Below are 25,830 nucleotides of genomic sequence, written 5' to 3'. Positions count from 1 at the left end.
TCACGCGGCCTTGTGGGAGGGGGGCTGCTGGCCGTCGTCGGGCGTGGAGACGCGGAAGCGGCGTCGCTCCTCGGGCTGCTTCTCGCTCAGCAGCAGCGGCAGCAGCGGGTTGATGAGCGGCCGCAGCCAGGGGGATTGCAGGCGCGCGGCCATGGTCATCCCCTCCAGCTCCGCGCCCACGGTCTGCTTGACGAAGTAGCTGGTCAGACCCAGGTCCGCCACCCGGCACGCGTGCCGGGCCGCGTGCTCCAGCTCCTTCCAGAGCAGCAGGTAGTACGCGGGGGTGCCCTCCGTGCGCGCGTAGTCCATGCCAATGAGGAAGGGGTTGTGCACCCCGCCGCCCGTGCCCGTGAGGATGAAGGCGATGAGCTGGCCCTCCTGGGTGCGCAGCGTGAGGAAGCTGCTGGTGGTGGGCATGCGCTCCGCGATGGTCTCGAAGAAGGCGCGCGGGAAGGGGTTACGCTTGAACTCCGAGGCGCCCTCGTGGACCTGGAGGTAGAGCGGGTAGCACGCGTCGATGAGCGGGCGGAAGTCGCGCACGCGCTCCACCTGAAACCCCAGCGCCTCCGCGTCCTTCAACTTCTTGCGCAGGTTCTGCCGCGACTTCTTCTTCAGCCGCTGGAAGTGCTCCTCGCTGCTCATCCCGTCGAGCGTCACCATCGCCATGGGGTGGTTGGCCACCGGCTTGAAGCCCCGCTCCAGGAACCACGACTGCAGCCGCAGGTCCTCCGGCAGCCCTTCCATGAAGTCGCGCACCAGCAGCAGCGCGGAGTTCGTGCAGACCTCGTCACAGGCCTCCAGCAGCGCCTGGGCGAAGTCGTGCTCCGACAGCTTGCGCGCGTCGTACCACCAGTGCCGCTGCGCCGTTTCGAACGTGCCCACCATGCCCAGGCCCAGGGACAGGAAGCCCGGCATCACCCGGCGCACCCCCTTGGCCAGGGCGCCCACCCGGTCCGGCATGAGGAGGGTGAGGTCCAGGCGCTCCTCGGTGATGACGGCCAGGCCGACGACGTCCTCGCCCTGGGACATCACCAGGTAGCCGAACTTCCGCTCCGGAAACGAGTCCTCCAGGCACGACAGGAAGGCCGCGCTCTTGAAGGGGTGGCCCTGGGCCAGCTTCTCGTCCCAGAGCGCCTGGGGGACGTGCTGGATGCTGGAGTGGATCCGCGTGGTGGTGGCCGTGCTCATTCCTCGCTCCCGTCGTCCAGCCGCTCGAAGTGGATGCCGTGACGGGCCAGGCCGTCGTCGTTCTCCTTCATGTCCCGGAACACGCGCTGCGAGCGGGGCAGCGGCGTTGGCGGGAACAGCTCCGCGCCGAAGCGCTTCAGCAGGGCGTCCAGCACCGGGTTCGTGTGGTGGACGGCCAGATAGAGCCGGTCCACCACCGCGCCGATGCTCGCCTTGACGGCGTAGCTCGTCTGGCCCAGCTGCACCACGGCCTTGCCGTGGGCCTCCAGCACCTCCACGATTTTGTAGATGCTGTTGAAGTACAGCGAGCCCTCATCCCGCAGGTGGTAGTCCAGCCCCAGGTAGATGGGGTGCACCCACTCGTCGTCCTTGAGGAACAGCTCGAAGGACACCAGCTGCTCGCCCTTGAAGCACAGGAGGGCGAAGACGCGCTCGCCCAGGAGCGCGGGCAGCCGGGCGAAGAAGTCCACGCTGAGCGTCTCGAAGCGGATCTTCGAACGGTTCAGCACCTGGAGGTACAGCGGGTGCATCTGCGCGGCGTAGCGGGAGAAGTCCGCGACCTGCTCCCAGCGCATGCCCGCCTCCTGGACGCGGGCCATGCGGTTGTTCATGAGGGAGCGGTACTTCTTGCGCAGCCGCTCCCGGTAGGTGCTCTTCCCGGGCTCGCCCAGGTAGAGGTAGGTGGTGGCGGCGCTCTCCACGAAGGAGAAGCGCGGGGACAGCACGTCCCGCACCTCCGGCAGCAGCCGGGTGGTGAGCTCCTTCATGAAGACCAGGCCCAGCTTCAGGTGCCGGGCCCGGGCCACCACCTCGTCGGAGATGGCCCGCAGCACGGCGTCACGGCGCGGCTTCGGCAGGTCCGGGCGCACGCCCAGCAGGTCCTTGCAGATGGCGATGGGCGTTCCGATGACGAAGGCGTTGAGGAACAGGAAGCCCGGCAGGACGCGGCGCACCTGGGAGACGACCTTGTTGACGTTGTCCGGCGCGATGACCGTCAGCGACATCCGGAAGCGGAAGCACGGCACGACGGCCAGCACCTCGCCCGCGCTCCGGACCTGGAGGTAGTGGAACTGCACGTCCTCGATGCTGGCGGCCTCCGTGGCCTGGTGCAGCTCGTAGGCCTGCATCACGTCAGAGGTGGGGAAGCAGGTGTTCCAGGCCTCCCGGCCGATGTCCTGGATGGAGGAGACCCAGCGGAGTTCGAGCGGCCCTGGAGGGGCGTGGGGCGCGGGAGCGCTCCCGATGGCGGTGGCGGACGCGGTCATGACGTGTCGTGCGAAGGAGGTGCGGAAGGGAAGGGGACTTCAGGCGGCCAGCGCGCCCGGGGCCCGGGAGGCCGGGGACGCGCCTTCCTGGAACATGGGCCGGAAGCGCAAGAGCCACAGCGAGCCGAGGACGGGGTGCAGGAGCAGGGGCAGGACGCCCATCAGGGGCAGGCCTTCCATCAGCGCCAGGGCGGGGATGAACAGCGCCACGCAGGCCAGCCGCGCGCACTCCATCCGCCAGGCCCAGGGGCGCGAATCCATCAGCACCCCCAGGGTCCAGGTGCTGACGAGGACCAGCCCCAGCGCCAGGACGCGCGCGGCCACGCCCAGCGTGTCCAGGTGCCACGCCACCAGGAGGATGCCGGCGGCGAGCACCAGGAACTGCGCGAAGCAGTAGGCGGCCACGGGCCAGGGCAGCCTCGGGTCGTACTTCTGGAAGGTGGCGGACGGCCCGTCATCCGCGTCGTGGAAGCGGTCCGCGCGCAGGGAGGGGGGCGTCCAGCCTGGACCGCGGACGATGCACAGGAGCTTGTCGGACACCCGCTCGCAGGCGGCGGCCTTCTGGAAGAGCTCGCCGAAGTAGTGGAAGTGCGCGGTGAAGGGGTTCCACGAGCGCAGGCCCGCGCGCAGGCCATAGACGGGAGGGTGCTCCGGCAGCTCCGGCTGGTAGGTGCCGAAGAGCAGGTCCCACACGACCAGGATGTTGCCGTAGTTCTTGTCGATGTACGGCGTGTTGCGGCTGTGGTGGACGCGGTGCTGGGACGGGGTGACGAGCACCTTCTCCAGGAAGCCCAGCGGCGGCACGTAGGTGTTGTGGATGGCGTACTGGAACACGAGTTGGAGGCTGGTGATGCCCAGGAAGACCTCCGGCGAGACGCCCAGGAGCGCCATGGGCACGAAGAAGGGCCACGTGGTCAGCTCGCCCAGGGCGCTCTGGCGTACCGCCAGGCCGAAGTTCATGTCCTCGCCCGAGTGGTGGACGACGTGGATGCCCCACATCCACGCCATCGTGTGATGCAGGCGGTGCGCCCAGTAATAGAAGAAGTCGTAGGACAGGAACGCCAGCACCCACGTCCACGCCGAGTCATTGCGCAACGCGAGGAGCGCGTGGTGCTGGTGCACGTACCCGTAGAAGACGAACGTGGCCCCGGCGATGACGACGCTGCCCAGGACGGTGAGCAGGCTCATCGTCACGTTGGTGATGAGGTCGTTGAGCCGGTACGCCGGCCGCCGCCGCAACAGCCCCACCACCAGCTCCAGGAGGATGGGGGTGAAGAACACGGGCAGCCCGTAGAGGAGCTGTTCCTTGAGGTCCATGGGAGCGCGTCCTGGGAGGGGGGAGGGCGTCAGGTGCCGGTGCGCGCCAGGGCCGGGTCCTGCTGCTGGACGCCCAGCTTGCGGCTGCAGCGGTCCAGGGTGTCCAGGAAGCGGTCCAGGTCCGACTGCGTCAGGTTGGCGCTGACGTTGATGCGCAGCCGCGTCCGGTTCTTGCTCACCGCGGGGTAGCCCACCGGGTTGACGTAGATGCCTTCCTCGTGGAGCAGCCGCGTCAGCTCGAAGGTCTTCTCGTAGGCGGGCATCAGCACGGGGATGATGGGGGACTCGCTGTTCATGCAGTCCAGGCCCATGGCGCGGATGCCGGCTCGCAGGACGTTCTCGTTGTAGTGCAGCCGCTGCTGCAGCTCGGGCTGCTCCTGGAGGATGCGGATGCCCTCCAGCAGGCCCGCGGCGATGGGGGGCGGCAGCGAGGCGGAGAAGATGTAGCCGTTGGAGCCGAAGCGCAGCAGGTCGATGGTGGCCTTCGTGCCGGCGGCGAACCCGCCGATGCCCGGCAGGCCCTTGCTGAGGCTGCCGGTGAGCACGTCCACGCCGTGCTGGAGGGCGAAGTGCGCCGGGGTGCCCCGGCCGTGAGGGCCCATGGCCGCGGTGGCGTGCGCGTCATCCACGAGGACGAAGGCGTTGTGCGCCTCCGCCAGCGCCACGATGCCCGGCAGGTCCGCCACGTCGCCGTCCATGCTGAAGACGCCGTCGGTGATGATGAACTTGCGCTGCTCGGGGGCCAGCTTCTTCAGCGCCCCCTCGATGCTGCGCAGGCTCTTGTGCCGGAAGGTGCGCACGTCCGCGCCCGACAGCTTCAGCCCGTCGATGATGGACTGGTGGTTGAGCATGTCCGACAGCACGACGTCGCCCTCGCCGCACAGCGCGGACAGCACGGACAGGTTCGCCGCGTAGCCGCTGCTGTAGGTGATGCAGTCCTCGAAGCCGAGGAACTCCGCCAGCGCGCGCTCCAGCTCCAGGTGCAGCTCGCAGGTGCCGTTGAGCAGCCGCACGCCGCTGACCGTCGTGCCGTAGCGCTTGAGGGCCGCCTCCGCCGCGGCCACCACGCGCGGGTGCCCGTTCAGGCCGGAGTAGTTGTAGGAGCCGAAGTGGAGGACCTCCCGGCGTCCGCGCGAGGCCGCCTCCCGGCGGGTCGGGCTGAGGCTGACGCTCGCCTCGCGTCCCGGGATGCCGTGGAACACGCGGCCGATGACGTCACAGTGGTGGTTGTCCACATAGTAGTGGACCGCCTTCTGGACCTCCTGGAGCCGGGCGGAGCCCACGGTGAGGTCGCGGTTCTTCACGAAACGGGGAGGGGCGGTGATGTCCATGGACGTTGCTTCCCAGGCCACGGCGCAAGGATCCCCTGCCTTCGGGCGCCCCTCTCCCGTGCGCGCGTGCGGCGAACGCCACGGGCGATGGAAAGCGAGGCCTCGAGGGCGGTCCGGGTACGGGGAGCCGCTGCGCGTGGACGGTTCAAACTCAGGTGTGAGTGCAGGGACGTACCGGATGGCCACGCTGCCGAGACCCAGGTCGGGTGCTCGCCGCAGTCCCCCTGCCGTGGCGGCTTCCAGTTATACAATGATAAGCAGATTGTCAAAGCATGGCTGCTTATTATGTTTTTGCTGGAATTGCTCCGCGTGTGTCGGGTCGCGACGCTAGTTGAGGTACGTCTTCGGCGGGGGGCGCTTGTTGGCGGGGGTGAGTGGCGCCGGGCGCGCCTGGCGCCACCGGCCGATGACGTCCATCAACCCGTCGAACGTGTCGCGCAGGGCCCAGGCGCGGTCCTCCACGTCCTTCAGGCTCTCGCAGCGCAAGAGGCCATCGCGCAGCGCGCGCTGGACGCCGGGGCAGTCGTCGCGCTCGTCGATGAGCTGTTCGGCGGTGTGCGCGTAGAGCCGGTAGCAGCCCTCCACGTCGCCCCGGTTGTAGGCGGGCGCGCCCACGTTGATGGCCTGGCCCAGCAGTGAGGCCACGGACTCCACGGCCGGCGTCGCACAGCCCTCCAGCAGTCCCACGGGGTGCTGCGGCACCTGGCGCACGCGGGTGGCGCGCTGCCGGGGCGCGTCCAACGCGGACAGCGGACGGGGCGGGCCGGGCGTCTTGAGGAGCGGCGCGATGTAGCGCACCGGGATGACCAGCCCCAGCGCGCGGCCGTTGGCGAGCGCCGCGGTGGCCAGCCCCACCACCTGCCCGCGCGCGTCCAGCACCGGCGAGCCCGACGCGTCCTCGGGCAGCGTGCGGGACAATTCCAGCAGGGTGAGCCATTCGCCCAGCACCTGCACCGCGCGGACCTCCAGGGTGCGCGCTTCCGGGGAACGGTCCGCGTGGGCCTGGACGACGTTCAGGGCCTCGCCTTCCGAGGGCAGCGTGGCCGGGCCCAGCGAGAGGGCGGGCACCAGGTCCGGGAGGGACAGGCACAGGACGGCCAGGTCGCGGCGCTCGTCCACGGCCGTCACCTGGACCACGGAGGAGCGCAGGCCGTCCGGCAGCACGGCGGTGATGGCGCGCGCGCTGGCCACCGCGTGGAGGCTGGTGACGACGTGGCCTTCGGAGGAGATGACGAAGCCCGTGGCGGTGTGGCTGCCCAGGTCCAGCAACACCAGGGAGGCACTCGTGCGCCGAAGGGCCTCTTCGGCCCGCGCACGGCGTGCCTGGACGTCGTCGGACATGGCCACCCCCGTTCGGCCGGCATTCCCACGGGATGCGTTCCATGTGACCGGCTGCATCACGTTGTATCAGCCTGCCCGCTCCCCACCCAACCCACCCGGGCGGGGCGATGTTGGCCTTCATGTTGTGATTGGCGCGCGAGTGTCCGGTCGTTAAACCTCCGGCCGGCATGCACAAGACCCACCTCGTCGGCGCCCGCACCCACAACCTCAAGGATTTGTCCGTCGATCTCTCCGAAGGAGAGTTCGTCTGCGTCACCGGCGTGTCCGGAGGCGGCAAATCGAGCCTCGCGCTGGACACGCTCTACGCGGAAGGTCAGCGCCGGTTCGTGGAGAGCTTCAGCCCGTACGCCCGGCAGTTCCTCGAGCGGCTGGAGCGGCCGCCCATGGACGCGCTGGAGCCGGTGGCCGCGGGCGTCGCGGTGGACCGGCGCGCGCCGGTGAAGAGCTCGCGCTCCACGGTGGCCACGCTGGCGGACGTGGAGCCATACCTGTCCGCGCTCTTCACCCGCGAGGCGATGCCGGTGTGTCCGGACTGTGGCCTGGAGGCGGTGCGCACCGACGCGCGCGTGGCCGCCCGGGCGGCGCTTCGTGAGCACCCGGACGCGCAGGGCGTCTTCACGTACCCGGTGCGCATCCCGGACACGTCCGCGTTCATCGACGCGCGGGCCCGCCTGCTGAAGGACGGCTACCACCGGCTGATGGTGCAGGGGGAAGTGAAGGAACTGGAGACGCTCAAGCCGGGCGAGGCCACCGACCCCGCGGGCGTGGCGCAGGTGGTGGTGGACCGGGTGAAGCTGACGGACGCGAACCTGTCCCGCGTCACCCAGGCGCTGGAGGACGCGTGGGCGCGCGCGGACGGCGAGGCGCTGCTCTTCGTTCCGGAGGTCGCGCCCAAGAAGCTGCGCCGGGGGCTGGTGTGTCCCAAGTGCGCGCGGGAGTTCGAGCTCGCCCGGCCGGGCCTCTTCAGCTACCAGAGCCCGGTGGGCGCGTGCGCGCCGTGCCGTGGCTTCGGGCGCACCATCGGCATCGACTGGGGGAAGGTGATCCCCAACCCGGCGCTGAGCCTGGCGGAGGGCGCCATCCGCCCGTGGTCCGGCCAGTCCACCACCTGGGAGCGGGAGATGCTCCAGCGCTTCTGCCGGCAGAAGAGCATCCCCTTCGACAAGCCGTGGGAGAAGCTCACCGCCGCCCAGCGCGAGGCGGTGCTCCAGGGCGAGGGTGACTACGACGGCGGCCGCGTCTACCCGGGCGTGCGCGCGTGGTTCCGGTGGATGGAGGGCCGCACGTACAAGATGCACGTGCGCGTGTTGCTGGCCCGGTATCGCGCGTACTCGCTCTGCGAGAGCTGTCACGGCGCGCGCCTCAACGAACAGGCTCGCGCGTGGCGCGTGGGCGGCATCGATCTGCCGGCCTGGCACGGGCTGGAGCTGACGGACGCGCTGGCCCGGCTGGATGGCCTGAAGACGCTGACGGGGCAGGGCGACCTGGCGCGGCGGGAGCTGTCCGCGCGCCTGCGCTATCTCCAGCGCGTGGGCCTGGGCTACCTCACGCTGGACCGGCCCGCGCGCACGCTGTCGGGTGGCGAGGCGCAGCGCGTGTCGCTGACCGCGGCGCTGGGCACGTCGCTGACGGGCGCGCTCTTCGTGCTGGACGAGCCCACCGTGGGCCTGCACCCGGGGGACGTGCCGCCGCTCACGGAGGCCATCGCGGAGCTGGCGGACCGGGGCAACATCGCGCTGGTCATCGAGCATGATCCACTGATCATCCGCTCCGCGCACCGGGTGCTGGAGCTGGGCCCGGGCGCGGGACGCAATGGCGGCAAGCTGTGCTTCGACGGCACCCCGGAGGCGCTGGCGAAGCGGCAGGACCTGCCCACCGGCCGCATGCTGTCCGGGGGCACGGAGGCGCCGCGCACGCCGCGCACCCGCACGGGCGAGCTGGTCATCCGCGAGGCGCGCGAACACAACCTGAAGGACGTGTCCGTGCGCGTGCCGCTGGGCGTGCTGTGCGCCATCACCGGCCCCAGCGGCTCCGGCAAGAGCACGCTGATGGACGAGGTGCTCTACCGGCACCTGGCGCGCGGGCTGGGCGTGAAGGACGTGGAGGCCCCCGGCGACGTGGCGGCGGTGGAGGGCGGGGCGCAGGTGGAGGCCATCACCTTCGTGGACCAGTCCCCGCTGGGGCGCACGTCGCGCGGCAACGCGGCCACGTACACCAAGGCGTGGGACCGGCTGCGCGAGCGCTTCGCCTCGGAGCCCGACGCGGAGGTGCGGGGCCTGACCTCCGCGCACTTCTCCTTCAACGTGGACAAGGGCCGCTGCGAGGCCTGCTCCGGTGAAGGCTACGAGACGGTGGAGATGCAGTTCCTCGCGGACGTGGCCCTGTTGTGCGCGGTGTGCCGGGGCCGGCGCTTCAAGGAGGAGGTGCTCGCCGTCCGGCACCAGGGCTTCAGCGTGGCGCAGGTGCTGGAGATGACGGTGGACGAGGTGCTCCAGCACTTCGGCGACGACTCCGCGCTCAAGCGCACCCTGGGGCCGGCGCAGCGGCTGGGCCTGGGCTATCTGCCCCTGGGCCAACCCCTGTCCACGCTGTCCGGTGGAGAAGCGCAGCGGCTGAAGCTGGCGCGCGCGCTGGCCAGCGACGCGAAGGGCACGCTGTTTCTCATCGACGAGCCGAGCGCGGGCCTCCACGCGGAGGACGTGCGCCACGTGATGGCGTCGCTGCACGCGCTGGTGGAGCGGGGCGCGAGCGTGCTCGTGGTCGACCACGACGTGTCGGTGATGAAGGGCTCGGATTGGATCATCGACCTGGGGCCCAAGGGCGGTCGCGACGGTGGCCGGCTGGTGGCGGAGGGCACGCCGTTGGATGTGGCGAAGGCGCAGGGCAGCGCCACCGCCGCCGCGCTCCGGGGCGAGGGCAAGCCGCTGGCGAAGGCGGTGAAGCTGCGCCGCCCGGGGAAGGAAGCGCCGCCCGCCATCGAGGTGGAGCACGCGCGCGAGCACAACCTCAAGGACGTGTCCTGCCGGATTCCCCTGGGGAGGATGACGGTGGTGACGGGGCCCAGCGGCTCCGGCAAGAGCTCGCTGGTGTTCGACGTCGTCTTCGCGGAGGGCCAGCGCCGCTTCCTGGAGACGCTGACGCCGTACGCGCGGCAGTTCCTGCCCACGCTTCCGCGTCCGGACGTGGAGCGCATCAGCAGCATCCCGCCCACCGTGGCGCTGGAGCAGCGCACGTCGCGCGCGGGGTCCACGAGCACCGTGGCCACCGTCACGGAGGTGGCCCACTACCTGCGGCTCATGTACGCGAAGATTGGCGAGCCGCACTGCCCGCATGACGACACGCCCATCGGCGCCACCACGCCAGCCGCGCTCTACGCACAGGTGCTGGCGACGAAGGGCGACGGGCAGGTTCTGGCGCCCGCGGTGCGCTCGCGCAAGGGCACGTACCTGGACGTCTTCACCGCGGCGGCTCGCGGGGGCATCACCCAGGCCATTGTCGACGGGGAGCTGGCGTCCACGGACAACCCGCCGCGCCTGGCGAAGACGAAGGAGCACGACATCGATCTCGTGATGTACGAGGGCAAGCTCGCGAAGCTGCCGCGCGAACTGTTCGAGTCCTCGCTCAACTGGGGCAAGGGCGCGGTGAAGCTGCGCACGGGCAAGGCGGAGACGCTCCTGTCCAGCGAGCGCACCTGCCCGAAGTGCGGCACCGCCGTGCCGGAGTTGGATCCGCGCTGGTTCTCCTTCAACACGAAGCAGGGCCGCTGCGAGTCGTGCGAGGGCACCGGCGTGCAGGGCGGCCCCTCCGCGATGGCCGAGGGCGAGACGGCCCCATGCCGCACGTGCGATGGCACCCGCCTGTCCCCGGTGCCGCGCGCGGTGCGGCTGGAGGGCGCGCGCTACCACGAGGTGGTGCAGGCGTCGGTGACGGCCACGCTCGCGCGCGTGCGCACCTGGAAGCTCAAGGGCGACCGGGCGCTCTTGGGCGAGACGGCGCGGCAGGAGATGCTGCGGCGCCTGGAGTTCCTGGAGCGCGTGGGCCTGGGCTACCTGTCCCTGGACCGCAACGCCGCCACGCTGTCCGGCGGTGAGATGCAGCGGCTGCGGCTGTCCGCGCAGCTGGGCGCGGGCCTCACCGGCGCGATGTACGTGCTGGACGAGCCCACCATCGGCCTGCATCCGCGCGACACGCACCGGCTGCTCGACAACCTGCGCGCGCTGGTGGAGACGGGCTCCACGGTGCTGGTGGTGGAGCATGACTCGGACACCATCCGCGCCGCGGACCACCTGCTGGACCTGGGACCCACGGGCGGCCGGGGCGGTGGCCACATCCTGGCGGAGGGCACGCCGGACGTGGTGCTGGAGTCGGACTCGCCCACCGCGCAGGCGCTCCGGGCCGCGCAGGTGCGGCCTCCGTCCGGCCGGGGCGAGCCGAAGGCCTGGGTGGAGCTGAAGGGCGCCCGCGCGAACAACCTCCAGCGCGTGGACCTCAAGCTGCCAGTGGGGCGGCTCAACGTCGTCTCCGGCGTGTCCGGCTCCGGCAAGAGCACGCTCATCCGGCAGGTGCTGTTCCCGGCGCTGCGCGACAAGCTGGGGCTCGTCACGGCGAAGGCCGGCGCGTTCGACGCGCTCAAGGGCACGGAGTCCATCAAGCGGGTGCTGTCGGTGGACCAGTCGCCCATCGGGCGCACGCCGCGCTCGGTGCCGGCGACGTTCCTGGGCATCTGGGACGAATTGCGCCGCGTGTTCGCGGCCACGCCGGAAGCGAAGATTCGCGGCTTCGGACCCGCGCGCTTCTCCTTCAACACGGCGGCGGGTGGCCGCTGCAAGGTGTGCGAAGGGCAGGGCGCCATCTCCCACGAGATGTCCTTCCTGCCGGACGTCGTCACGCCGTGCGAGGCCTGCAACGGGGCGCGCTTCGACGCCGCCACGCTGGAGGTGCGCTACCACGGCCTCACCGTGGGCGACGTGCTGCGCCTGTCCGCGGACGAGGCCAAGGACGTCTTCCGCGCGCTGCCCAAGGTCGCCGCGCCGCTGGAGTGCCTGGCCGACCTGGGCGTGGGCTACCTGCAACTGGGGCAGGGCTCGAACACGCTGTCCGGCGGTGAGGCCCAGCGGCTCAAGCTGGCCGCGGAGCTGACGGCCACCTCCCGCCACGAACCCACGCTGTACGTGCTGGATGAGCCCACCACCGGCCTGCACCTGGGTGACGTGGAGAAGCTGATCACCTTCATGGGCCGGCTGGTGGACCGGGGCGACACGCTGGTCGTGATTGAGCACCACCCGTCGGTCATCGCCGCGGGGGACCACGTGGTGGAGCTGGGGCCGGAGGGCGGCGAGGGTGGTGGTCGCATCGTGGGCGAAGGCACGCCTCGCGAGGTGGCGAAGCTCAAGACGCCCACGGGGCGTGTGCTCAAGTCGGTTTTTTCCACTGAAGAACCCAAGGCGCGCGTCGCCTCACGGGGACGGTGAATCCATGCGCTCCTTCCGGCATCCTGCGCCCGCCATGAGAACTTCCCTGCTGTTCACCGTCGCGACGGTGCTCTCCCTCTCCACGGTGGCCTCCGCCGCGGACAAGACCGAGAAGAAAACCATGTCCTTCCACCAGCTCTCCGCCAACCGGCTCGACGGCAAGCCCGAGAAGCTGTCGGACTTCCAGGGCAAGGTCGCCCTCGTCGTGAACACCGCGTCCGAGTGCGGCTACACGCCGCAGTACAAGGGCCTCCAGGCGCTCTTCGACAGCTACAAGGACAAGGGCGTGGTCGTCCTGGGCTTCCCGTCCAACGACTTCGGCGGCCAGGAGCCGGGCACCTCCGAGCAGATCGCCAAGTTCTGCGAGCTGCGCTTCAAGGTCTCCTTCCCCATGTTCGAGAAGGTGAAGACGAAGGGTGAGGGTCAGTCCCCCATCTACGCGTTCCTCGCCAAGGACCACGGCGAGCCCAAGTGGAACTTCCACAAGTACGTGGTGGGCAAGGACGGCCAGGTGAAGGCCGCGTTCCCCAGCAGCGTCACGCCGGACAGCCCGGAGCTGAAGGCCGCCATCGACAAGGCGCTCGCGGAGAAGTGACGGGCGTCTGACGTCCGACGTTGGCTCCGCCCCGGGGGACTGCTCGGCGGCGGAGCAGGGCGTGCGCAGCTTGGGTCCCGGCCCATGGCTCCGGCTCTCTTCCCCGTACGCGTCGTGACCGTGGTGCTGTTCGCGGCGCTGTGCGGGGGATGCGCGTCGCTGGAGCCGCAGCGCTCGGAGCTGGCCACGCGCGTGGGGCGGTCCGACCTGTCCGTGGCGGTGATGCGAACGCGGGTGCGGGACCTGGCCCGGCGCTTCTCTGGACTCATCGAAGCCCTGGCGGACGACCTGGCCGCGCGCTCCGGTTCGCCGCACGTGGCCTCGGCCATGCTGCGCTTCAAGGCCAACGCGGTGCCTGCCGTGCAGAGCGCGCTCTTCCAGCCGGATCCGGTGGCCGCCCTCCTCGACACCTGGACGCTGCTGGCCCAGCTCGAGGACTCGCTGCCTCACACGGCGGTAGACGCATCGCCGGAGTTGCTGGCGCAGGCCCATGACACGCTCGTGGACCTGGAGTCCCAGGTGGAGGCCGAGTGGCGCGAAGTGACGGGCCGCGAGGACGTGACCGGGGCGCGCGACAAGGTGCACGCCTGGGCCGCGGCTCACCCGCTGACCGGGCCGCTCGTCACGCGCGAATCCACCACGGCCCTGCTGGCCTCCCTCACGGATGTGACGGGCGGAGGCCTGCGGTCCACGGCCGCCGGCCTCGTCGAGGAAACGCGCGACCTCACCGCGCGCGTGGACCTCTACGCGGCCAGCCTGCCCCGGCAGGCGCGCTGGCAGGCGGAGTTGGTCGCGACGGATGCCCTGCAGGCTCCCACCGTCCAGGCCGCGCTGGCGGAGTTGGGGCGCACGGTGGACCTGCTGGACCGCGTGGGCGCGGTGGCCGCGAACTCGCCCGCGCTCATCGAACGCGAGCGCCGCGCGGTGCTGGCCGCGGTGAACGCCGAACGCCTGGGCCTCCAGGAGTTCGTCAACGGCGAGCGGCAGGCGGTGTTCGCGGACGTGGGACGGGAGCGGCAGGCGGTGGTGGACGCGCTGCACGCCGAGCGCGTGGCCACGCTCCAGCAACTGGATGGGCTGGCGCGCGGCTGGGTGGACCACGCGTTCGACCGGCTGGGCCCGCTGGTGGACCGCGTGTTCCTCTGGCTCACGCTGCTGGCCGTGCTGCTGGGCGTGGGTGGCCTCCTGGGAGGCCTGCTGCTCACGCGGGCGTGGCGGCGCGCTCGCTGAAGGCGCCTACTTCTTCTCCTTCGGCTCGGGCGGGAAGTCCTTCAGCATCTTGTTCACGCCTTTCTCAATCTTGCCGCTTTTGGTCTGGGCGCTCGGGCTTTCGCCGATGTCCGACTGGGCCGTGCCGCGCCAGACGAGCTTCTTCTCCTTCGCGTCCACCACGTCGAGGATGAGCGTGCCCACGTCGTACTCGCGCACGTACGTCTGCGAGGGCCCGTAGTACGAACCCCAGAACGGATCCCACGGGTAGCCCCAGTAGTTGTCCACCGTATCCGCGGACAGCCGCTTGTCGATGGCGCCCTGCCAGCCGATGAGGAAGTCCGGGTTCGCGCTCGCGTCCACCTTCTGGTAGCCGCGGGCCTGGAGGTCCTGGTCCACCGCCCCGGTCACCTGGCTGTTGGTGATGTCGTTGTTGATGCGCGTGTCCTTGGTCTGCTGGGGATGCGTCAGCCACGCATAGGTGTGGAACTGGTTGATGCGCTGGACGGCGGCGGGGTCGTAGTTGGTGTTGACATCGACGCCCGCGCAGGACGCGAGCCCCAGGCCCACGAGCACGGGAAGAACACGGGACAGCAGACGCATGGCGGACTCCATGAGGAGAAGCGCGTCCCTTGGGGAGGGACACGGTCAATGCCATGACGTTGGGTATGGCCCCCGGGGAGGTCCGTCCGTGTCCGCCCGTTCGCCTCGGACCTGAGGGAGGGGCGTCCTCAGTCGCCGCGCGATTCCTTCGGTCCCTTGGCCTTCATCCCCTTCATGCCCTCGGAGCGGGCCATGACCACGGCCAGCCGCGCGCGCTTCTCCGGGGTCAGGTCCTTGGCGAGCGCCTGGTACAGCTCCCGGTCCAGCGCGGCGATCCGCGCGCGGGCGTCGAAGACCTTCTGTGCCGCCTCGTCCACCTGACCCAGTGCCGCGCTGTCGCCCCGCGACGCCAGGTGGAGGATGCGCGCCGAGTCCCGCACCTGCTCGCGCAGCGGGCGGCGCCGGTCCTCGAAGCGGCGCAGCGTCTCATCCATCTTCAGGGCCTGTGCGCTGTCCAGCTCCAGCGTGTCCGCCAGTTCCAGCACCTGCCGCAGCCGCTGCCGCTGCTCGGCCCGGGCCATGCGGTCGGCGTCACGCGCCCCTGGCTCCTTAGGCCCGGGCTGCGCCAGCGCCATCATCGGCAGCGCGAACACGAGCACCCAGGTCATCCGCTTCATCGTCTTCACAGTGTCTCTCCCAGGTCGAAGTCCCCGTCCAGGTCGGAGTCGTCCCACGACAGGTCCTCGTCCAGGCCGTACCCCGAGCCGTCATCCTCCAGCGGATCCAACCCGGCCCACGCCTCGAAGGCGGCCAGCGTCTCCGCGTCCACGTCGTCGCGGGCGCTCGCGGACTGCACGGAGGCCGGCGTCGTCACCGGGTGGGGTGCCTTGAGCCGCTCCAGCGCGGACGGCCCCAGCATCAGCGCCACCACCGCCGCCACGGCCGCGAGCGAACCCAGCGCCCGGCGGCCCATGCCCCGGCGCGTCTGCTCCCGGCGCCACGCCGCCAGGGTCCTGGAGCCCAGGCCGTCTTGCGCGCGCACCTCCACGGGCGTCTGGGGCGGCAGCGCCACCAGGCCCAGGACTTCGCGAGCGGACGCCACCTCCGCCTGACAGGCCGCGCAGGACTCCAGGTGGGCCTGGAAGCGCGTGGCCTCCTCGCCCTCCAGCGCCTCCGCGGCGTGGAGGCTCGCCTGCTCCTCGTATTCCACGCACGCACCCATCACTGCGTCTCCCCGGCCACGTCGGCCTTCAAGCGTTTCACCGCGTGGTGGAACTGCACCTTCGCGTTGTTCTCCGTGATGCCCAGCGTCTCGGCGATGTCCTTGAACGGCAGACCACCGTCCACCCGCAGCGTCAGCACCTCGCGCTGACGGCGGGGCAGGGCGAGCACCGCCTGGCGCACCCGTTGGCCCTGCTGGGTGCGCTCCAGCGACGCGTCCGCGCCCTCGCTCAGGTCCTCCGCCAGGTCATCCGTCACCGACTCCACCAGCACCGGCCGCCACCGCAGCCCCTGGCGCGCGTGGTTCTTGGCCAGGTTGAGCGCCACCCGCACCAGCCACGAGCGGAACGGCGTGGGCGTGGTGGGCGTGAAGCGCGCGAACACCCGCCGGGACGCCTCCAGGGCCCGGAGGAACGCCTGCTGCGTCAGGTCCGCCGCGTCCTCCGCGCTCACGGTGTAGCGGCGCATCAGCGAGAAGACGAGGCCCCGGTGCCGTTCGAAGAGCTGGCCGAACGCCGTCGCGTCCCCCGCGAGGAAGGCCCCACACAGGGCTTCATCCGAGAGAGCGCTCACGGCCCCACCGGGCCGCACCAGTCCTAGGACCCGTCCGCTCACAGGGGCTTGAACCCTCCAGGGGACGGAAGGTTATTTTCCGGCCCGCTTTTCGCCTCCCGGGACGTGCGAAAGACGTCCGGTACCGGGCAGGCGGGCGGGCGCAAGGCCTCAGGCGGAGGCGGTGTTGCTGCCCGGGGTGGGGTGGGCCTGGAGGTACTTCAGCACGTCGTCCAGGTGGCGGTAGACGCGCACCTCATGGTGGATGACGTGTTCGACGACGCCGTCCGCGCCGACGATGAAGGTGACGCGCCGGTCGATGTTGAGGACCGGCCACAGCACGCCCCAGGCGCGGCTGATCCGCCGCTCGTCGTCTCCCAGGAGGGCGAAGTGGATGCCCTCCTGTTCGGCGAAGTCGCACTGGGTGGTGAGCGTGTCCACGGAGACGCCGACGAGCTCCGCGCCCAGCTCGCGGATCCGCTCGTGGTTGTCCCTGAAGGCCCGGTTCTCGATGGTGCAGCCCACGGTGAAGGCGCGGGGGAAGAAGAAGAGCACGACGCGCCGGCCTCGCAGCTCCGACAATCGAACGGTCTGCCCATGGCAGTCGGTCGCGGCGAAGTCCGGTGCGAGTTCTCCGACGGCAATCATTCGATGCGCGCTCCAGCCCGATACGGCGGGGATTGCCCTTCCCCTACCACGTTTTCCCCGTCATCCCACGCCGCGCCGCGCCGGGGGTCCGCTAAGGTGCCCCCCGTGTCGACTGCCTCGATGGATTCCGTCTCCCCCGCCTTCCTCGATGCCCTGGCCCGTGGCCTGGGAGTGACCCGGGTCGCCCGAGTCACCGGCCTGGACCGCACCGGCGTGGAGGTCGCCTGCGCGGTGCGTCCGGGTGGGCACGTGCTCCAGGTGTGTAATGGCAAGGGGCTGACCTTCGACGCCGCGGCCCGGGGCGCGCTCTTCGAGACCGCGGAGCTGTGGGCGGCGGAGACGGTGCGGCCGGAGCGGTTGCGCTGGGGCTCCCGGATGGAGCTGGAGCGGGGAGGCGACACGGTCTGGGGCGTGGAGGAGCTCGGGTCGGCGGGCGCGGTGGTGGCGCCGAGGCTCGCGGGGCCGGCGGTGCGGCTGGCGTGGTGCGAGGCACGGACGCTGGCCGGGGCCGAGCGGGTCTGGGTGCCGGCGCAGGGGGTGTACTGCCCGCCCTCGGGGACGGTGGAGCTGGGGCCGGTGTCGGTGGCGTGGACGACGAATGGCTCCGGGGCGCATCCGGAGTCGGAGCCGGCGCTGCTGCACGCGCTGCTGGAGGCCACGGAGCGGGACCAGCTGTCGCGGGCGTTGCCGGAGGGCTGGTCGGAGGAGGGCGTGGTGGGGCGGATGCTGCGGCCGGAGGCATTGGAGGACGGGGCTCCGCGAACGGCCGCGCTGCGAGACGCGCTGAGGGCCCAGGGGTTCCGGGCCTACCTCTTCGATGTGACGCCCGCGGCCCGGACGAAGGGAAGGGTGGGGCTGCCCGTGGCCGCGGCGGTGCTGGTGGACGCGGACGAGGGCCCGGTGCCGCTCACGGCCGGCTACGCCTGCGCGATGGACCGGGATGAGGCGTTGCTGAAGGCCTTGCTGGAGGCCGCGCAATCGCGGCTGACGGACATCCACGGAGCCCGTGAGGACGTGGCGGCGGCGGACCGCGATGCGGCGCTGGGGTTCGCGCAGGCCCTGTCGGAGGTTCGGCCCCGTCGTGGAGTGGACGCGATGCCGGACGCGGTGGACCGGCGCGCGAAGACCGAGGCGGCGAAGGTGCGCACGGTGTTGTCGCTGCTGGGCGGCGCGGGGTTCACAAGGGTGGCGGGCGTGGCGCTGGACGCCCCGGTGCCCGGGCTGCACGTGTGGAAGGTCGTGGTGCCGGGCATGCGCGTGTCGGAGCTCCTGTGAAGCGGCGGTCAGGTGTGAAGAGTGCAGGGGCCGTGGGCATCCCGGATGCCGCGAGCGGGCCCGCGCATGAAGGGGCTCGCGTGAAGCGCAGGGGTACCGGGTCCGCAAATGCAGGTGTCCTGGCCGCAGGGCACGACGCGGGGCCTGCGCGTGAGGGGGCTCGCGTGAAGCGCCGGCCGGACGACCTGGTGGTGTTCCTGGGGCCCTCGTTGCCCGCGGCCGAGGCTCGGAGGATCGCGCCGTGCACGGTGTTGCCTCCCGCGCGGCAGGGGGACGTGTGGCGAGCGCTGTCACTCAAGCCCCGCGCGCTGGTGCTGGTGGACGGAGTCTTCGAGGCGCAGCCATCCGTCTGGCATCACGAGCTGCTCGCGGCGCTGGAGGCCGGCGTGGCCGTCTTCGGCGGAGGCAGCATGGGCGCGCTGCGCGCCTCGGAGCTGTCCGAGCACGGCGTGGTCGGCGTGGGCCGCATCTTCGGCTGGTATCGCGACGGCGTGGCGGTGGACGACTCGGAGGTGGCGCTGCTGCATGCGGACGCCGAACACGGTTGGCGTCCCCTCACGGTGCCCCTGGTGAACGTGCGGCACGCGGCGGAGCTGGCAAGCAAGTCGCGAGTGCTGGGGCGCGCGGGTGCAAAAGCCCTGGTGGACGCGGCGGCGGGCATCTTCTACCAGGAGCGCACCTGGCCCCGGATCCGCGAGGCCGTGGAGCCCGCGTGGACGCGGCCCGTGCGCGAAGCCTGGGACGCCTGGTTCTCTGGCGGAGTGGAAGACCTCAAGCGGCTGGATGCCATCGAGTGCGTGCGCGCGGGGGCGGAGTTCGTGAGCCGGGCGCCTCCGATGCAACCTGGAGTCCGGCGCAATCCTTCGTCGTTGGTGCGGCGCCGGCGCCTGATGGAGGACGTGACGCGCGTGGGCTCGCGTGCCGTGGACTCCGGGCGCGTGATGGAGCTGCTGCGCGGCGCGCCCGATGCGGAGGCCTGGGCGGAGGCGGGCCTGCGGCGGACATTGCTCGCGGGCTGGGCGCGTTCGCTGGGGCTCGACGCGACGGAGGAGGAGCTCGCAGCGGAAGAGGCCGCGTGGTGGAACGAGCGGAAGGTTCGTGCCTCGCGCCGTGAGGCCTTCCTCGCCGCGAACGGGCTGGATGCGCTGGAGCTGCGCCGCCTGTGCGAAGCCCGCGCGCTGGAGCGCCTGGCCTTGAAGCACGCGTCGCGGCTCCTTCCGGATGGTCCTTCCTGGGACGAAGCCCTGGCTTCCGAAGCCCGCATGGGAGGCCAGTGGGAACAGGCCGCCCGAGCGCTGGCGGAAGCAGACGACGCGTCCGACGAAGGCGAATAGCCGGCCGGAGCCGCGCCCCCGCGCAATCCCAGACAGGGCCCGCCGTCACATCCGGACGGGCTGAAACCTGTTTCACGAACTCCAGGCTGCCTGGCGGGTTGGACGCCCGTTCAGGTTCGACCCCCCTGCTGCGTCACGAAAAAACGTGACAGCCCCGCAGGGCCAGATAGGGTCAACCCCGGAGGTTGTCCGCATTGAACACCGCTCCCTGGGTGGTTCCGCCAAGTGGGTCCGCGCCGTCATCGGCCGGGCACGCTCGCGGATTGCGGGGAATCCGACCTCCGCGGTGGGATGTGGCAGGGAAGGCACCCTCGCCGGTCTTGAAACCCCGGGTGGTCGTCCCCACCTCCCAGGTTGTGTCACGGCTTGAGTCAGCGACATGACCACGCCGCTCCACCCGGACCAGCTTGAAGTCGGCCACCATGTTGGCCCCTGGCGAATCGTCGGGACGCTTGGCGCGGGAGGCTTCGGCCGGGTCTTCAAGGTGGAGCGGGGCGGGAACGTCTACGCACTGAAGCTCGCGTTGCGGCCGGCGAACCAGCACGCCAGCGATGAAGAGGACGTCAACGGACGGCTCTCGCGGGAGGTGGCGGCGCTGCTCGCGTGCGCGCCGCATCCCAACCTGCCGCGCGTGCACGCCGTGGATCGCTGGCCGGAGCCACCGGACGGCTACCTCTTCCACGTCACCGACTTCGTGGACGGCGAGACGTTCCACGAGTGGCGCTGGCGGGTGAAGCCCTCCGCCGCGCACCTGCTGACCGTCTACACGGAGGTCGTGCGGGTGGTGGCGGATCTCCACCGCAGGGGCGTGCATCACCGCGACCTCAAGTCGGACAACCTGCTCATCCGCCGCCTGGACGAGCGCCCCATCCTCATCGACCTGGGCACGGCGCGCATCCCGGGGGCCTCCACGTTGACCGTGGGCGTGGCGCCCGCGTCGCCGCACCTGCTGCCGCCGGAGTGCGTGACCTTCCTGCGCGAAGGCTCCTGGAAGGCCGGCGCGAACTTCGACGCGGGCATCCCGGGTGACCTCTACGCGCTGGGCGCGCTGCTCTACGAGTCCCTGACGGACGGCTACGCCTTCGACCCGCGCCTGCCCTACGAACGGTTGCTGCCCGCCATCGAAACGGTGGTGCCGCGAGCACCGAAGGACATCAACCCCAAGGTCCCTTCCAGCCTGTCGGACATCGCGATGCGGCTGCTCTCCAAGCGCCCCGAGGATCGCTACTCGGGGACGGAGACGCTGCTGCAGGCGCTCTGGGACGCCGCGAAGGACAAGCGCCACGCGGACTGGAAGGTCTCGCTGGACGTCCCGGCGGATCCGGATGCGTCCGGGCTGGACCGGGGCGTCGTGTCGCTGTCGCAGTTCCCTGGGAGTTCCACGGAGCTGGCAGCGCATGTCCGGGAGCCAGCGCCTTCGGACCCATCCTCACCCGCGAAGGCCGTCGAGCCGAAGCGGCGCCGTCGATCCGGCGCGGTGCTTGGCCTGGGAGTACTGCTGCTCGGCTTCTTGATCTTCGGGCTGGCGCGACTGACGCCGGACCGTCCTCCACCTGTTGTCGCGCCTGTGTCTGAGAAAGGAAGTCCGTTCGTGACACCAACCCCGAGTCTTCCCGATGCCGCCGTGCTCGCGGTGGCGTCTTCCCCGGATGCGGGCGTCTCCGCTGCGGTGGAGCCGACTCCGCCCGAGCCTTCCGAGGTTGCGACAACCTCCGTGAAGTCCCTGCGAGCGGACGGCGGTGTCATGCGGAAGATCGCTGGCGCGGCCGTTGCGGCCTGCGTGGGCGCGTCGTGCGCGGGCGGCAGTGCCAACACCCGCGCTGATCAGAGCGAACCGTGCCCGGCGGGAGCCAAGGAGGCCATGGCGGAATTGAGGACCGGCCATGTCGTGTGGAACGGCCTCTGGCTGACGGACTCGCAGAGATACGAGACGGAGATCCGTGAAGGCCCCCTCCTGGGCACCGTCCATCAAGAGGCGGCGATGCGCGGTGCCTTGCCGATAGGGACAAAAGTGAAGGGCCGCTCGGTGTTCTACCCAGAAGTCACCCGTTTGCTCTTCACGGAAGCCACCCTACCTGACGGGAGGGTCTTCCCCATTTGCATGGAGTACTTCGACAAGAGGGGCATTCAAGTCGGCCACAAAAAGGACACGGAGGGCTACTCCCCGGACACCGCCACGACCCGGTGGGTCCCGAACCAGCTGTTCGGTGTGAGGGCGGTCAAACGGCTCAACGTGTACCAAGAGCAGATTCCGTAGGCACTTCGCCGCATCGATGCCTACTCGTGGAGGCGAGTCATCCGCGAACGGCGGGTACGCGTAACGCCCCGTGATAGAAGGGAACTCCTGCTGCCCCGGGTCGAGGAGCCCTCCCCACCGTGCCCTCTTGTCTGTTCGTCGCGCTTCCGGTTCTTCTCTGGTCGACCCATGTATTGGCGGCTTCTCCCGTCGGAAACGATGTGGTGGAGGGGACGCTCCGGATGGAAGTGGGAGCGGACGGCGTGGGGCAGCGCCCCATCCACATCGGGCCTGGGGTCAGCACGACGCTCCTCTTCGATACCGACATCCAGCAGGACCAACTGAGCCTGGAGTCACGAGCACAGTTCGCACGGGTGAGCACGGGCAGTTCGGTTCTCGTGCTCGTGCCGTCCAATGATTTGCAGGGGGGGGACAGCTTGAAGCTGTCCATTCCCTTCAAGGATGCGGGCTCGGCGCTCCCCGCAAGGTTGTCTTTGACCTTGGTGGTGGATTCACGTGCCGTGGATCGGCAGGTGGAAGTCTACCGACGAGTGCGTTCCGCGGAGTCGTACCGCCAGGAAGTGCAGCAACTTCGCGCGGAGATCGAGCGCTTGCGGCAGGAACGCGTTTCCTCGGGAGGAAGCGTGCGTGAGCCGATGGGACTTCGGGGGCTCCTGATGGCCTCGACGTCGCTTCCTGGCATCGGGGTCGATGGTGACTTGGTGATCAGCAACTGCAGGCGCCCGTGCTCATTCCATGTGGAGCGAGGTGCGGTGTTCACGTCAGGCCCGCGGAGGGCCGTGCAGTTACTGCTGAGGACGTCCGACAAGAAGCCATGGACCATCGGGAAGGCCGTGCTGGTGAATCGGCAGGGTAAGGAGTGGCAATCCTTCCCGCCCTTTCAGTCCGGACCCATCACGGCCGAGTCCCAGGAGACCTTGGTCCTGGAGTTCGATGTCAACAACGCGGAGCTGGAGGGCTACCAACTGAGGGTCACAGATGTGGATGGTGCCCGGACGGTGCAGTGGAGTGGCATCAACTTCCCCTGAGTCCCAAGCCTGGCTCAGTCCAGGAACCGGCGCTCCCATCGACGCTGGGCTTCGGCATCCACGGAAGGGCGGGAGTCACCACGAAGGGCCTCCACATCGCCCAGTTCCGTGAGCACCGGAGGCCCCAGGACGTTCATCCAATGGACGCCTCGGACGTGGTCGCCCAGGTGTAGGGACGCGGACTCATCGGGAACATCCATTCCAGGATGGCGAAGGCGTTCGCGTTGGAGCCATTCGTCGACCTCCAATACGCTGGGTGATGTCCTGGTGCGAATGCCTCAAGTAGAAGGCAATGCTGACGCCATCCCGGAGCAACATGCCTCCGTGCCCTGCGCGAATCCGGATGCGGGGATGAGAGCGGGTCACGGTGCTACTCCAGGCCAAGTCAAGATGGCCACCGAGCGTGCCAGAATCCCGGCACCCCCGTCCCCATGCCGGGTAGGGTGCGGCTCCACACGATGACCTCCGACCTCACGCCCGAATCCCTGCGCTGCGTCCGCGCCGACGCGCGCGAGCCCGAGGGCTACCGGGCCGCCCTCGGCGACACCCGCGCCTCGCTGCTCCACACGGACCCGCCGTATTGCCTGCTCACCCGGCGCCGCAAGGGCGGGGACCTGCGCGACCCCCGCGCGAACAAGAAGATCGACCGCAACCCCATCGTCCGCTTCGAGTCCGTGCGCGACTACCGCGTCTTCTCCGAGGCCTGGCTCACGCGCGCCACCGCGCACCTCACCCCCGACGCGCCCCTCATCATCTGGACCAACCTGCTGGGCAAGGAGCCCATCCTCACCGCCGCGCACGGCCTGGGCTACACCCACCTGCGCGGCGAATACGTCTGGGGCAAGCGCACCACCGACAAGAACGCCAACGAGCAGATGCTGCGCGTCTACGAGGTCGCCCTCGTCATCGCCCGCACGCCCGAGCCGCCGCTCGCCCTTGGGGACGCTCCCACCGTCTGGGCCGTCGTCGGCGGCTACGACGATGACGCCGAGGCCGCGCAGTGGGGCGGCCACCCGCACCACAAGCCCTTCTCCGTGCTGGAGCCCCTGGTCCGCACCTGGAGCCGCCCCGGCGACACCGTGTTGGATCCGTTCGCGGGCAGCGGCTCCATGCCCTCCGCGGCCCTGCGCCTGGGCCGCCGCCCCGCCTGCATGGAGGTCGAGCCCGAGTGGGCCGAGCGCGTCACCCACCGCCTGCGCGAAACCGCCCGTCAGCTGGCCAGCGCCCGGTAGAAGCGCGTCTCGCTCCACAGGGGCACGTCCGTGGGACGGTGGCCCCACCAGTTCATCACCAGCGTGCGCCGCTCGCGCGAAGGGCCCGGCAGCTTGCCGTCCGGCACCTGGTTGTCCGCGTCCAGCACCCCGTGCGTCAGCGTCCCGTCGAACACCACCAGCCGGTTGGGCCTCGGCGCCACCAGCGTCAAATCCTCCAGCCGGTCCGGCGCGAGCGATGGGTTGTCTTCACACGGCAGCTCCCGCGTCACCGCGAGCGCGCCGCCCCGCACCCGGTTGAGGAACAACACCGACGAGCGCACCGGGTGCACCAGCTTCCCCGTGGCCAACGCCAGCCGCTCGTCCCGATCCTGATGGAAGTCCACCCGCACGTCCGTGGCCCGCATCCGGGACAGCCACCACTCCACGCCCGCGATCTTCCAGCCCTTCGTCACCCGGGGCCGCAGCGTGTGGATGACCTCCTCCACCACGTTCTCCGGGGGGCCGAAGGCGTACCAGAACGTCGTCTGGTACGTGTGACGCAGGCGCTCTGCCTTCAGGTCCCCCACGCGGCGTGACAGCCGTTGGAAGAGGGTCGGGGGCAGGGCGGGCTCGGTGAGCTGGACGAGGGATTCCACGATGGGGCGGAAGCTTTCCCCTGAACGCGAGGTGGGCGCCACTCCCTTTCGCCGGTAGGCTTCGCCCCCTCATGAAGCCCCATCAGAAGATGCTCCTCGGCATTTCCGCCGGCGCGGTGGCCGGGCTCGTCTGCAACGCCGTGTTCGGGAGCGCGGACTGGCTCATCTGGCTCGTCGAGCACGTCACCAACCCGCTGGGGCAGATCTTCATCCGCCTGCTCCTGATGCTCGTCGTGCCGCTCCTGTTCTCCGCGCTCGTCGTGGGCGTGGCGGAGCTGGACTTGAAGCAGGTGGGCCGCCTGGGCGCCCGCACGCTGGGCTACACCGTCGTCTTCTCCGTCATCTCCGTGCTCATCGGCCTGTTGCTCGTCAACACGCTGAGGCCCGGAGACGGCTTGAGCGACGAGGCCCGCGCCCTGGCCCGCACGGGCACGACCATCAAAGCCGCGCCGCCCCCCGGGGACACCTCCATGGGCGCGCTCTTCATGTCCATGGTGCCCACCAACCCGCTGAAGGCCGCGGCGGACGGGGACATGATTGGCCTCATCGTCTTCTCGCTCATCTTCGGCCTGGGCCTGGCGCTCACCCCGGGCGAGCCCGCGCAGCGGCTCAAGGACGTCATCCAGGGCCTCTATGACGTGATGATGAAGCTCATCGACGGAGTGCTCCAGCTGGCGCCCGTGGGCGTGGGCGCGCTCCTGTTCTCCATGACGGCGCGCCTGGGCTTCCACATCCTGGGACAGCTGGCGTCGTACGTGGGCGTGGTGCTGCTGGCGTTGAGCATCCACATGTTCGTCGTGTACTCGCTGTCCGTGCGCTTCCTGGGCGGCCGCAACCCGGTGGAGTTCTTCCGCTCCTGCCGGCTGGCCATTGTCACCGCGTTCTCCACGTCCTCCTCCAGCGCCACGCTGCCCACCGCCCTCAAGGTGGCGGAGGAGAACCTGAAGCTGCCGCGCAACGTGTCGCGCTTCGTGCTGACCGCCGGCTCCGCGATGAACCAGAACGGCACCGCGCTCTTCGAGGGCGTCACCGTCCTCTTCCTCGCGCAGGTGTATGGCGTTCCGCTGGACCTCACGCAGCAGGCGACCATCATGTTCATCTGCGTGCTGGCGGGCATTGGCACCGCGGGCGTGCCGGCGGGCTCCATCCCCGTCATCGCCATGATTCTGGGCATGTTCCACATCCCCGTGGAGGGCCTGGGCCTCATCCTCGGCGTGGACCGCTTCCTGGACATGTGCCGCACCGTGCTCAACGTCACCGGAGACCTGGCGGCCGCAGTGTACGTGTCGCGCGGCGAGCCCTCCGACCGCCCGGTCGGCGAGGAGGCGGCGCAGTCCCCCACCGCCTGACGTGGCGTCACCCCGTTTCCACCTTTGACCGAAGTCCCCTCCGCCGTCTTTCGAATC

At 70.4% G+C, this 25,830-nt stretch carries 21 protein-coding genes; 9 read left to right on the top strand and 12 right to left on the bottom strand.

Features of this window, described 5'->3' with window-relative positions; all coding sequences use genetic code 11:
* From GTZ93_RS24875 to GTZ93_RS24855, 5 genes are all read right to left on the bottom strand, one after another.
* Positions 1 to 1,188, bottom strand: a complete 1,188-nt coding sequence (locus GTZ93_RS24875) for a GNAT family N-acetyltransferase (RefSeq protein ID WP_139918757.1) — start codon at positions 1,186 to 1,188, stop codon at positions 1 to 3.
* Positions 1,185 to 2,453 carry a GNAT family N-acetyltransferase gene (locus GTZ93_RS24870; protein ID WP_126935167.1) on the bottom strand — a complete coding sequence of 423 codons (1,269 nt, stop codon included), beginning with the start codon at positions 2,451 to 2,453 and terminating at the stop codon, positions 1,185 to 1,187. Before GTZ93_RS24870 ends, GTZ93_RS24875 begins: the two co-directional genes overlap by 4 nt.
* Before the next feature lie 39 nt (positions 2,454 to 2,492).
* A complete protein-coding gene (locus tag GTZ93_RS24865) occupies positions 2,493 to 3,770 on the bottom strand; it encodes a sterol desaturase family protein (RefSeq protein WP_120578373.1) in 1,278 nt (425 codons plus the stop codon).
* A gap of 29 nt (positions 3,771 to 3,799) precedes the next feature.
* Positions 3,800 to 5,101 (bottom strand): aminotransferase class I/II-fold pyridoxal phosphate-dependent enzyme, encoded by a 1,302-nt coding sequence (locus GTZ93_RS24860; protein ID WP_120578372.1) that lies wholly within the window; start codon positions 5,099 to 5,101, stop codon positions 3,800 to 3,802.
* Positions 5,102 to 5,428: 327 nt separating this feature from the next.
* Positions 5,429 to 6,442 carry a S1 family peptidase gene (locus GTZ93_RS24855; RefSeq protein WP_139918755.1) on the bottom strand — a complete coding sequence of 338 codons (1,014 nt, stop codon included), beginning with the start codon at positions 6,440 to 6,442 and terminating at the stop codon, positions 5,429 to 5,431.
* A gap of 167 nt (positions 6,443 to 6,609) precedes the next feature.
* On the opposite strand from GTZ93_RS24855, the gene uvrA reads away from it, so the two are divergent.
* The 3 genes from uvrA to GTZ93_RS24840 all read left to right on the top strand — a co-directional run bounded on the left by uvrA (position 6,610) and on the right by GTZ93_RS24840 (position 13,738).
* Positions 6,610 to 11,913 carry an excinuclease ABC subunit UvrA gene (gene uvrA, locus GTZ93_RS24850; RefSeq protein ID WP_139917926.1) on the top strand — a complete coding sequence of 1,768 codons (5,304 nt, stop codon included), beginning with the start codon at positions 6,610 to 6,612 and terminating at the stop codon, positions 11,911 to 11,913.
* Between the two features lie 34 nt (positions 11,914 to 11,947).
* Positions 11,948 to 12,508, top strand: coding sequence for a glutathione peroxidase (locus GTZ93_RS24845; protein ID WP_180946052.1), 561 nt, complete (start codon positions 11,948 to 11,950; stop codon positions 12,506 to 12,508).
* A gap of 84 nt (positions 12,509 to 12,592) precedes the next feature.
* The gene (locus tag GTZ93_RS24840; RefSeq protein WP_139917924.1) at positions 12,593 to 13,738 is read left to right on the top strand and encodes a chemotaxis protein; all 1,146 of its coding nucleotides are present in this window, start codon (positions 12,593 to 12,595) and stop codon (positions 13,736 to 13,738) included.
* 6 nt (positions 13,739 to 13,744) lie between these two features.
* Here the strand turns inward: GTZ93_RS24840 and GTZ93_RS24835 are convergent, their stop codons facing one another.
* The 5 genes from GTZ93_RS24835 to GTZ93_RS24815 form a co-directional block, all read right to left on the bottom strand.
* Positions 13,745 to 14,320 (bottom strand): DUF4136 domain-containing protein, encoded by a 576-nt coding sequence (locus GTZ93_RS24835; protein WP_139917922.1) that lies wholly within the window; start codon positions 14,318 to 14,320, stop codon positions 13,745 to 13,747.
* Between the two features lie 128 nt (positions 14,321 to 14,448).
* A complete protein-coding gene (locus GTZ93_RS24830) occupies positions 14,449 to 14,937 on the bottom strand; it encodes a hypothetical protein (RefSeq protein WP_139917928.1) in 489 nt (162 codons plus the stop codon).
* 5 nt (positions 14,938 to 14,942) lie between these two features.
* A complete protein-coding gene (locus GTZ93_RS24825; protein ID WP_139917920.1) occupies positions 14,943 to 15,482 on the bottom strand; it encodes a zf-HC2 domain-containing protein in 540 nt (179 codons plus the stop codon).
* A complete protein-coding gene (locus tag GTZ93_RS24820; RefSeq protein ID WP_139917918.1) occupies positions 15,482 to 16,054 on the bottom strand; it encodes an RNA polymerase sigma factor in 573 nt (190 codons plus the stop codon). Before GTZ93_RS24820 ends, GTZ93_RS24825 begins: the two co-directional genes overlap by 1 nt.
* 150 nt (positions 16,055 to 16,204) lie before the next feature.
* On the bottom strand, positions 16,205 to 16,681 hold the full coding sequence (locus tag GTZ93_RS24815) for a peroxiredoxin (RefSeq protein ID WP_121754393.1): 477 nt from the start codon (positions 16,679 to 16,681) through the stop codon (positions 16,205 to 16,207).
* Between the two features lie 120 nt (positions 16,682 to 16,801).
* On the opposite strand from GTZ93_RS24815, the gene GTZ93_RS24810 reads away from it, so the two are divergent.
* From GTZ93_RS24810 to GTZ93_RS24795, 4 genes are all read left to right on the top strand, one after another.
* On the top strand, positions 16,802 to 17,956 hold the full coding sequence (locus GTZ93_RS24810; protein ID WP_139917916.1) for a YcaO-like family protein: 1,155 nt from the start codon (positions 16,802 to 16,804) through the stop codon (positions 17,954 to 17,956).
* A gap of 164 nt (positions 17,957 to 18,120) precedes the next feature.
* On the top strand, positions 18,121 to 19,290 hold the full coding sequence (locus GTZ93_RS24805) for a TfuA-like protein (protein ID WP_139917914.1): 1,170 nt from the start codon (positions 18,121 to 18,123) through the stop codon (positions 19,288 to 19,290).
* A gap of 379 nt (positions 19,291 to 19,669) precedes the next feature.
* Positions 19,670 to 21,547 carry a serine/threonine protein kinase gene (locus GTZ93_RS24800; protein ID WP_139917913.1) on the top strand — a complete coding sequence of 626 codons (1,878 nt, stop codon included), beginning with the start codon at positions 19,670 to 19,672 and terminating at the stop codon, positions 21,545 to 21,547.
* Between the two features lie 119 nt (positions 21,548 to 21,666).
* On the top strand, positions 21,667 to 22,575 hold the full coding sequence (locus tag GTZ93_RS24795; protein WP_139917912.1) for a DUF2381 family protein: 909 nt from the start codon (positions 21,667 to 21,669) through the stop codon (positions 22,573 to 22,575).
* Positions 22,576 to 22,589: 14 nt separating this feature from the next.
* Here GTZ93_RS24795 and GTZ93_RS24790 read toward each other — a convergent pair whose 3' ends face one another.
* On the bottom strand, positions 22,590 to 22,823 hold the full coding sequence (locus tag GTZ93_RS24790; protein ID WP_161663033.1) for a type VI immunity family protein: 234 nt from the start codon (positions 22,821 to 22,823) through the stop codon (positions 22,590 to 22,592).
* A gap of 210 nt (positions 22,824 to 23,033) precedes the next feature.
* On the opposite strand from GTZ93_RS24790, the gene GTZ93_RS24785 reads away from it, so the two are divergent.
* The gene (locus tag GTZ93_RS24785) at positions 23,034 to 23,807 is read left to right on the top strand and encodes a DNA-methyltransferase (RefSeq protein ID WP_139917909.1); all 774 of its coding nucleotides are present in this window, start codon (positions 23,034 to 23,036) and stop codon (positions 23,805 to 23,807) included.
* Here GTZ93_RS24785 and GTZ93_RS24780 read toward each other — a convergent pair.
* Complete coding sequence (locus GTZ93_RS24780) at positions 23,786 to 24,424, bottom strand: hypothetical protein (protein ID WP_139917907.1); 639 nt, start codon at positions 24,422 to 24,424, stop codon at positions 23,786 to 23,788. The two genes, GTZ93_RS24785 and GTZ93_RS24780, sit on opposite strands and share 22 nt — an antisense overlap.
* Before the next feature lie 71 nt (positions 24,425 to 24,495).
* Here GTZ93_RS24780 and GTZ93_RS24775 point away from each other — a divergent pair, with 71 nt between their 5' ends.
* The gene (locus tag GTZ93_RS24775; protein WP_120580639.1) at positions 24,496 to 25,773 is read left to right on the top strand and encodes a dicarboxylate/amino acid:cation symporter; all 1,278 of its coding nucleotides are present in this window, start codon (positions 24,496 to 24,498) and stop codon (positions 25,771 to 25,773) included.
* The last annotated feature ends 57 nt before the right edge of the window (positions 25,774 to 25,830 follow it).

Origin of the sequence: Corallococcus exiguus, assembly GCF_009909105.1 — a bacterium.
Taxonomy (GTDB): Bacteria; Myxococcota; Myxococcia; order Myxococcales; family Myxococcaceae; genus Corallococcus; species Corallococcus exiguus.
The sequence above is the reverse complement of the archived record's forward strand: the minus strand, read 5'-3'. Positions and strand labels throughout refer to the sequence as shown.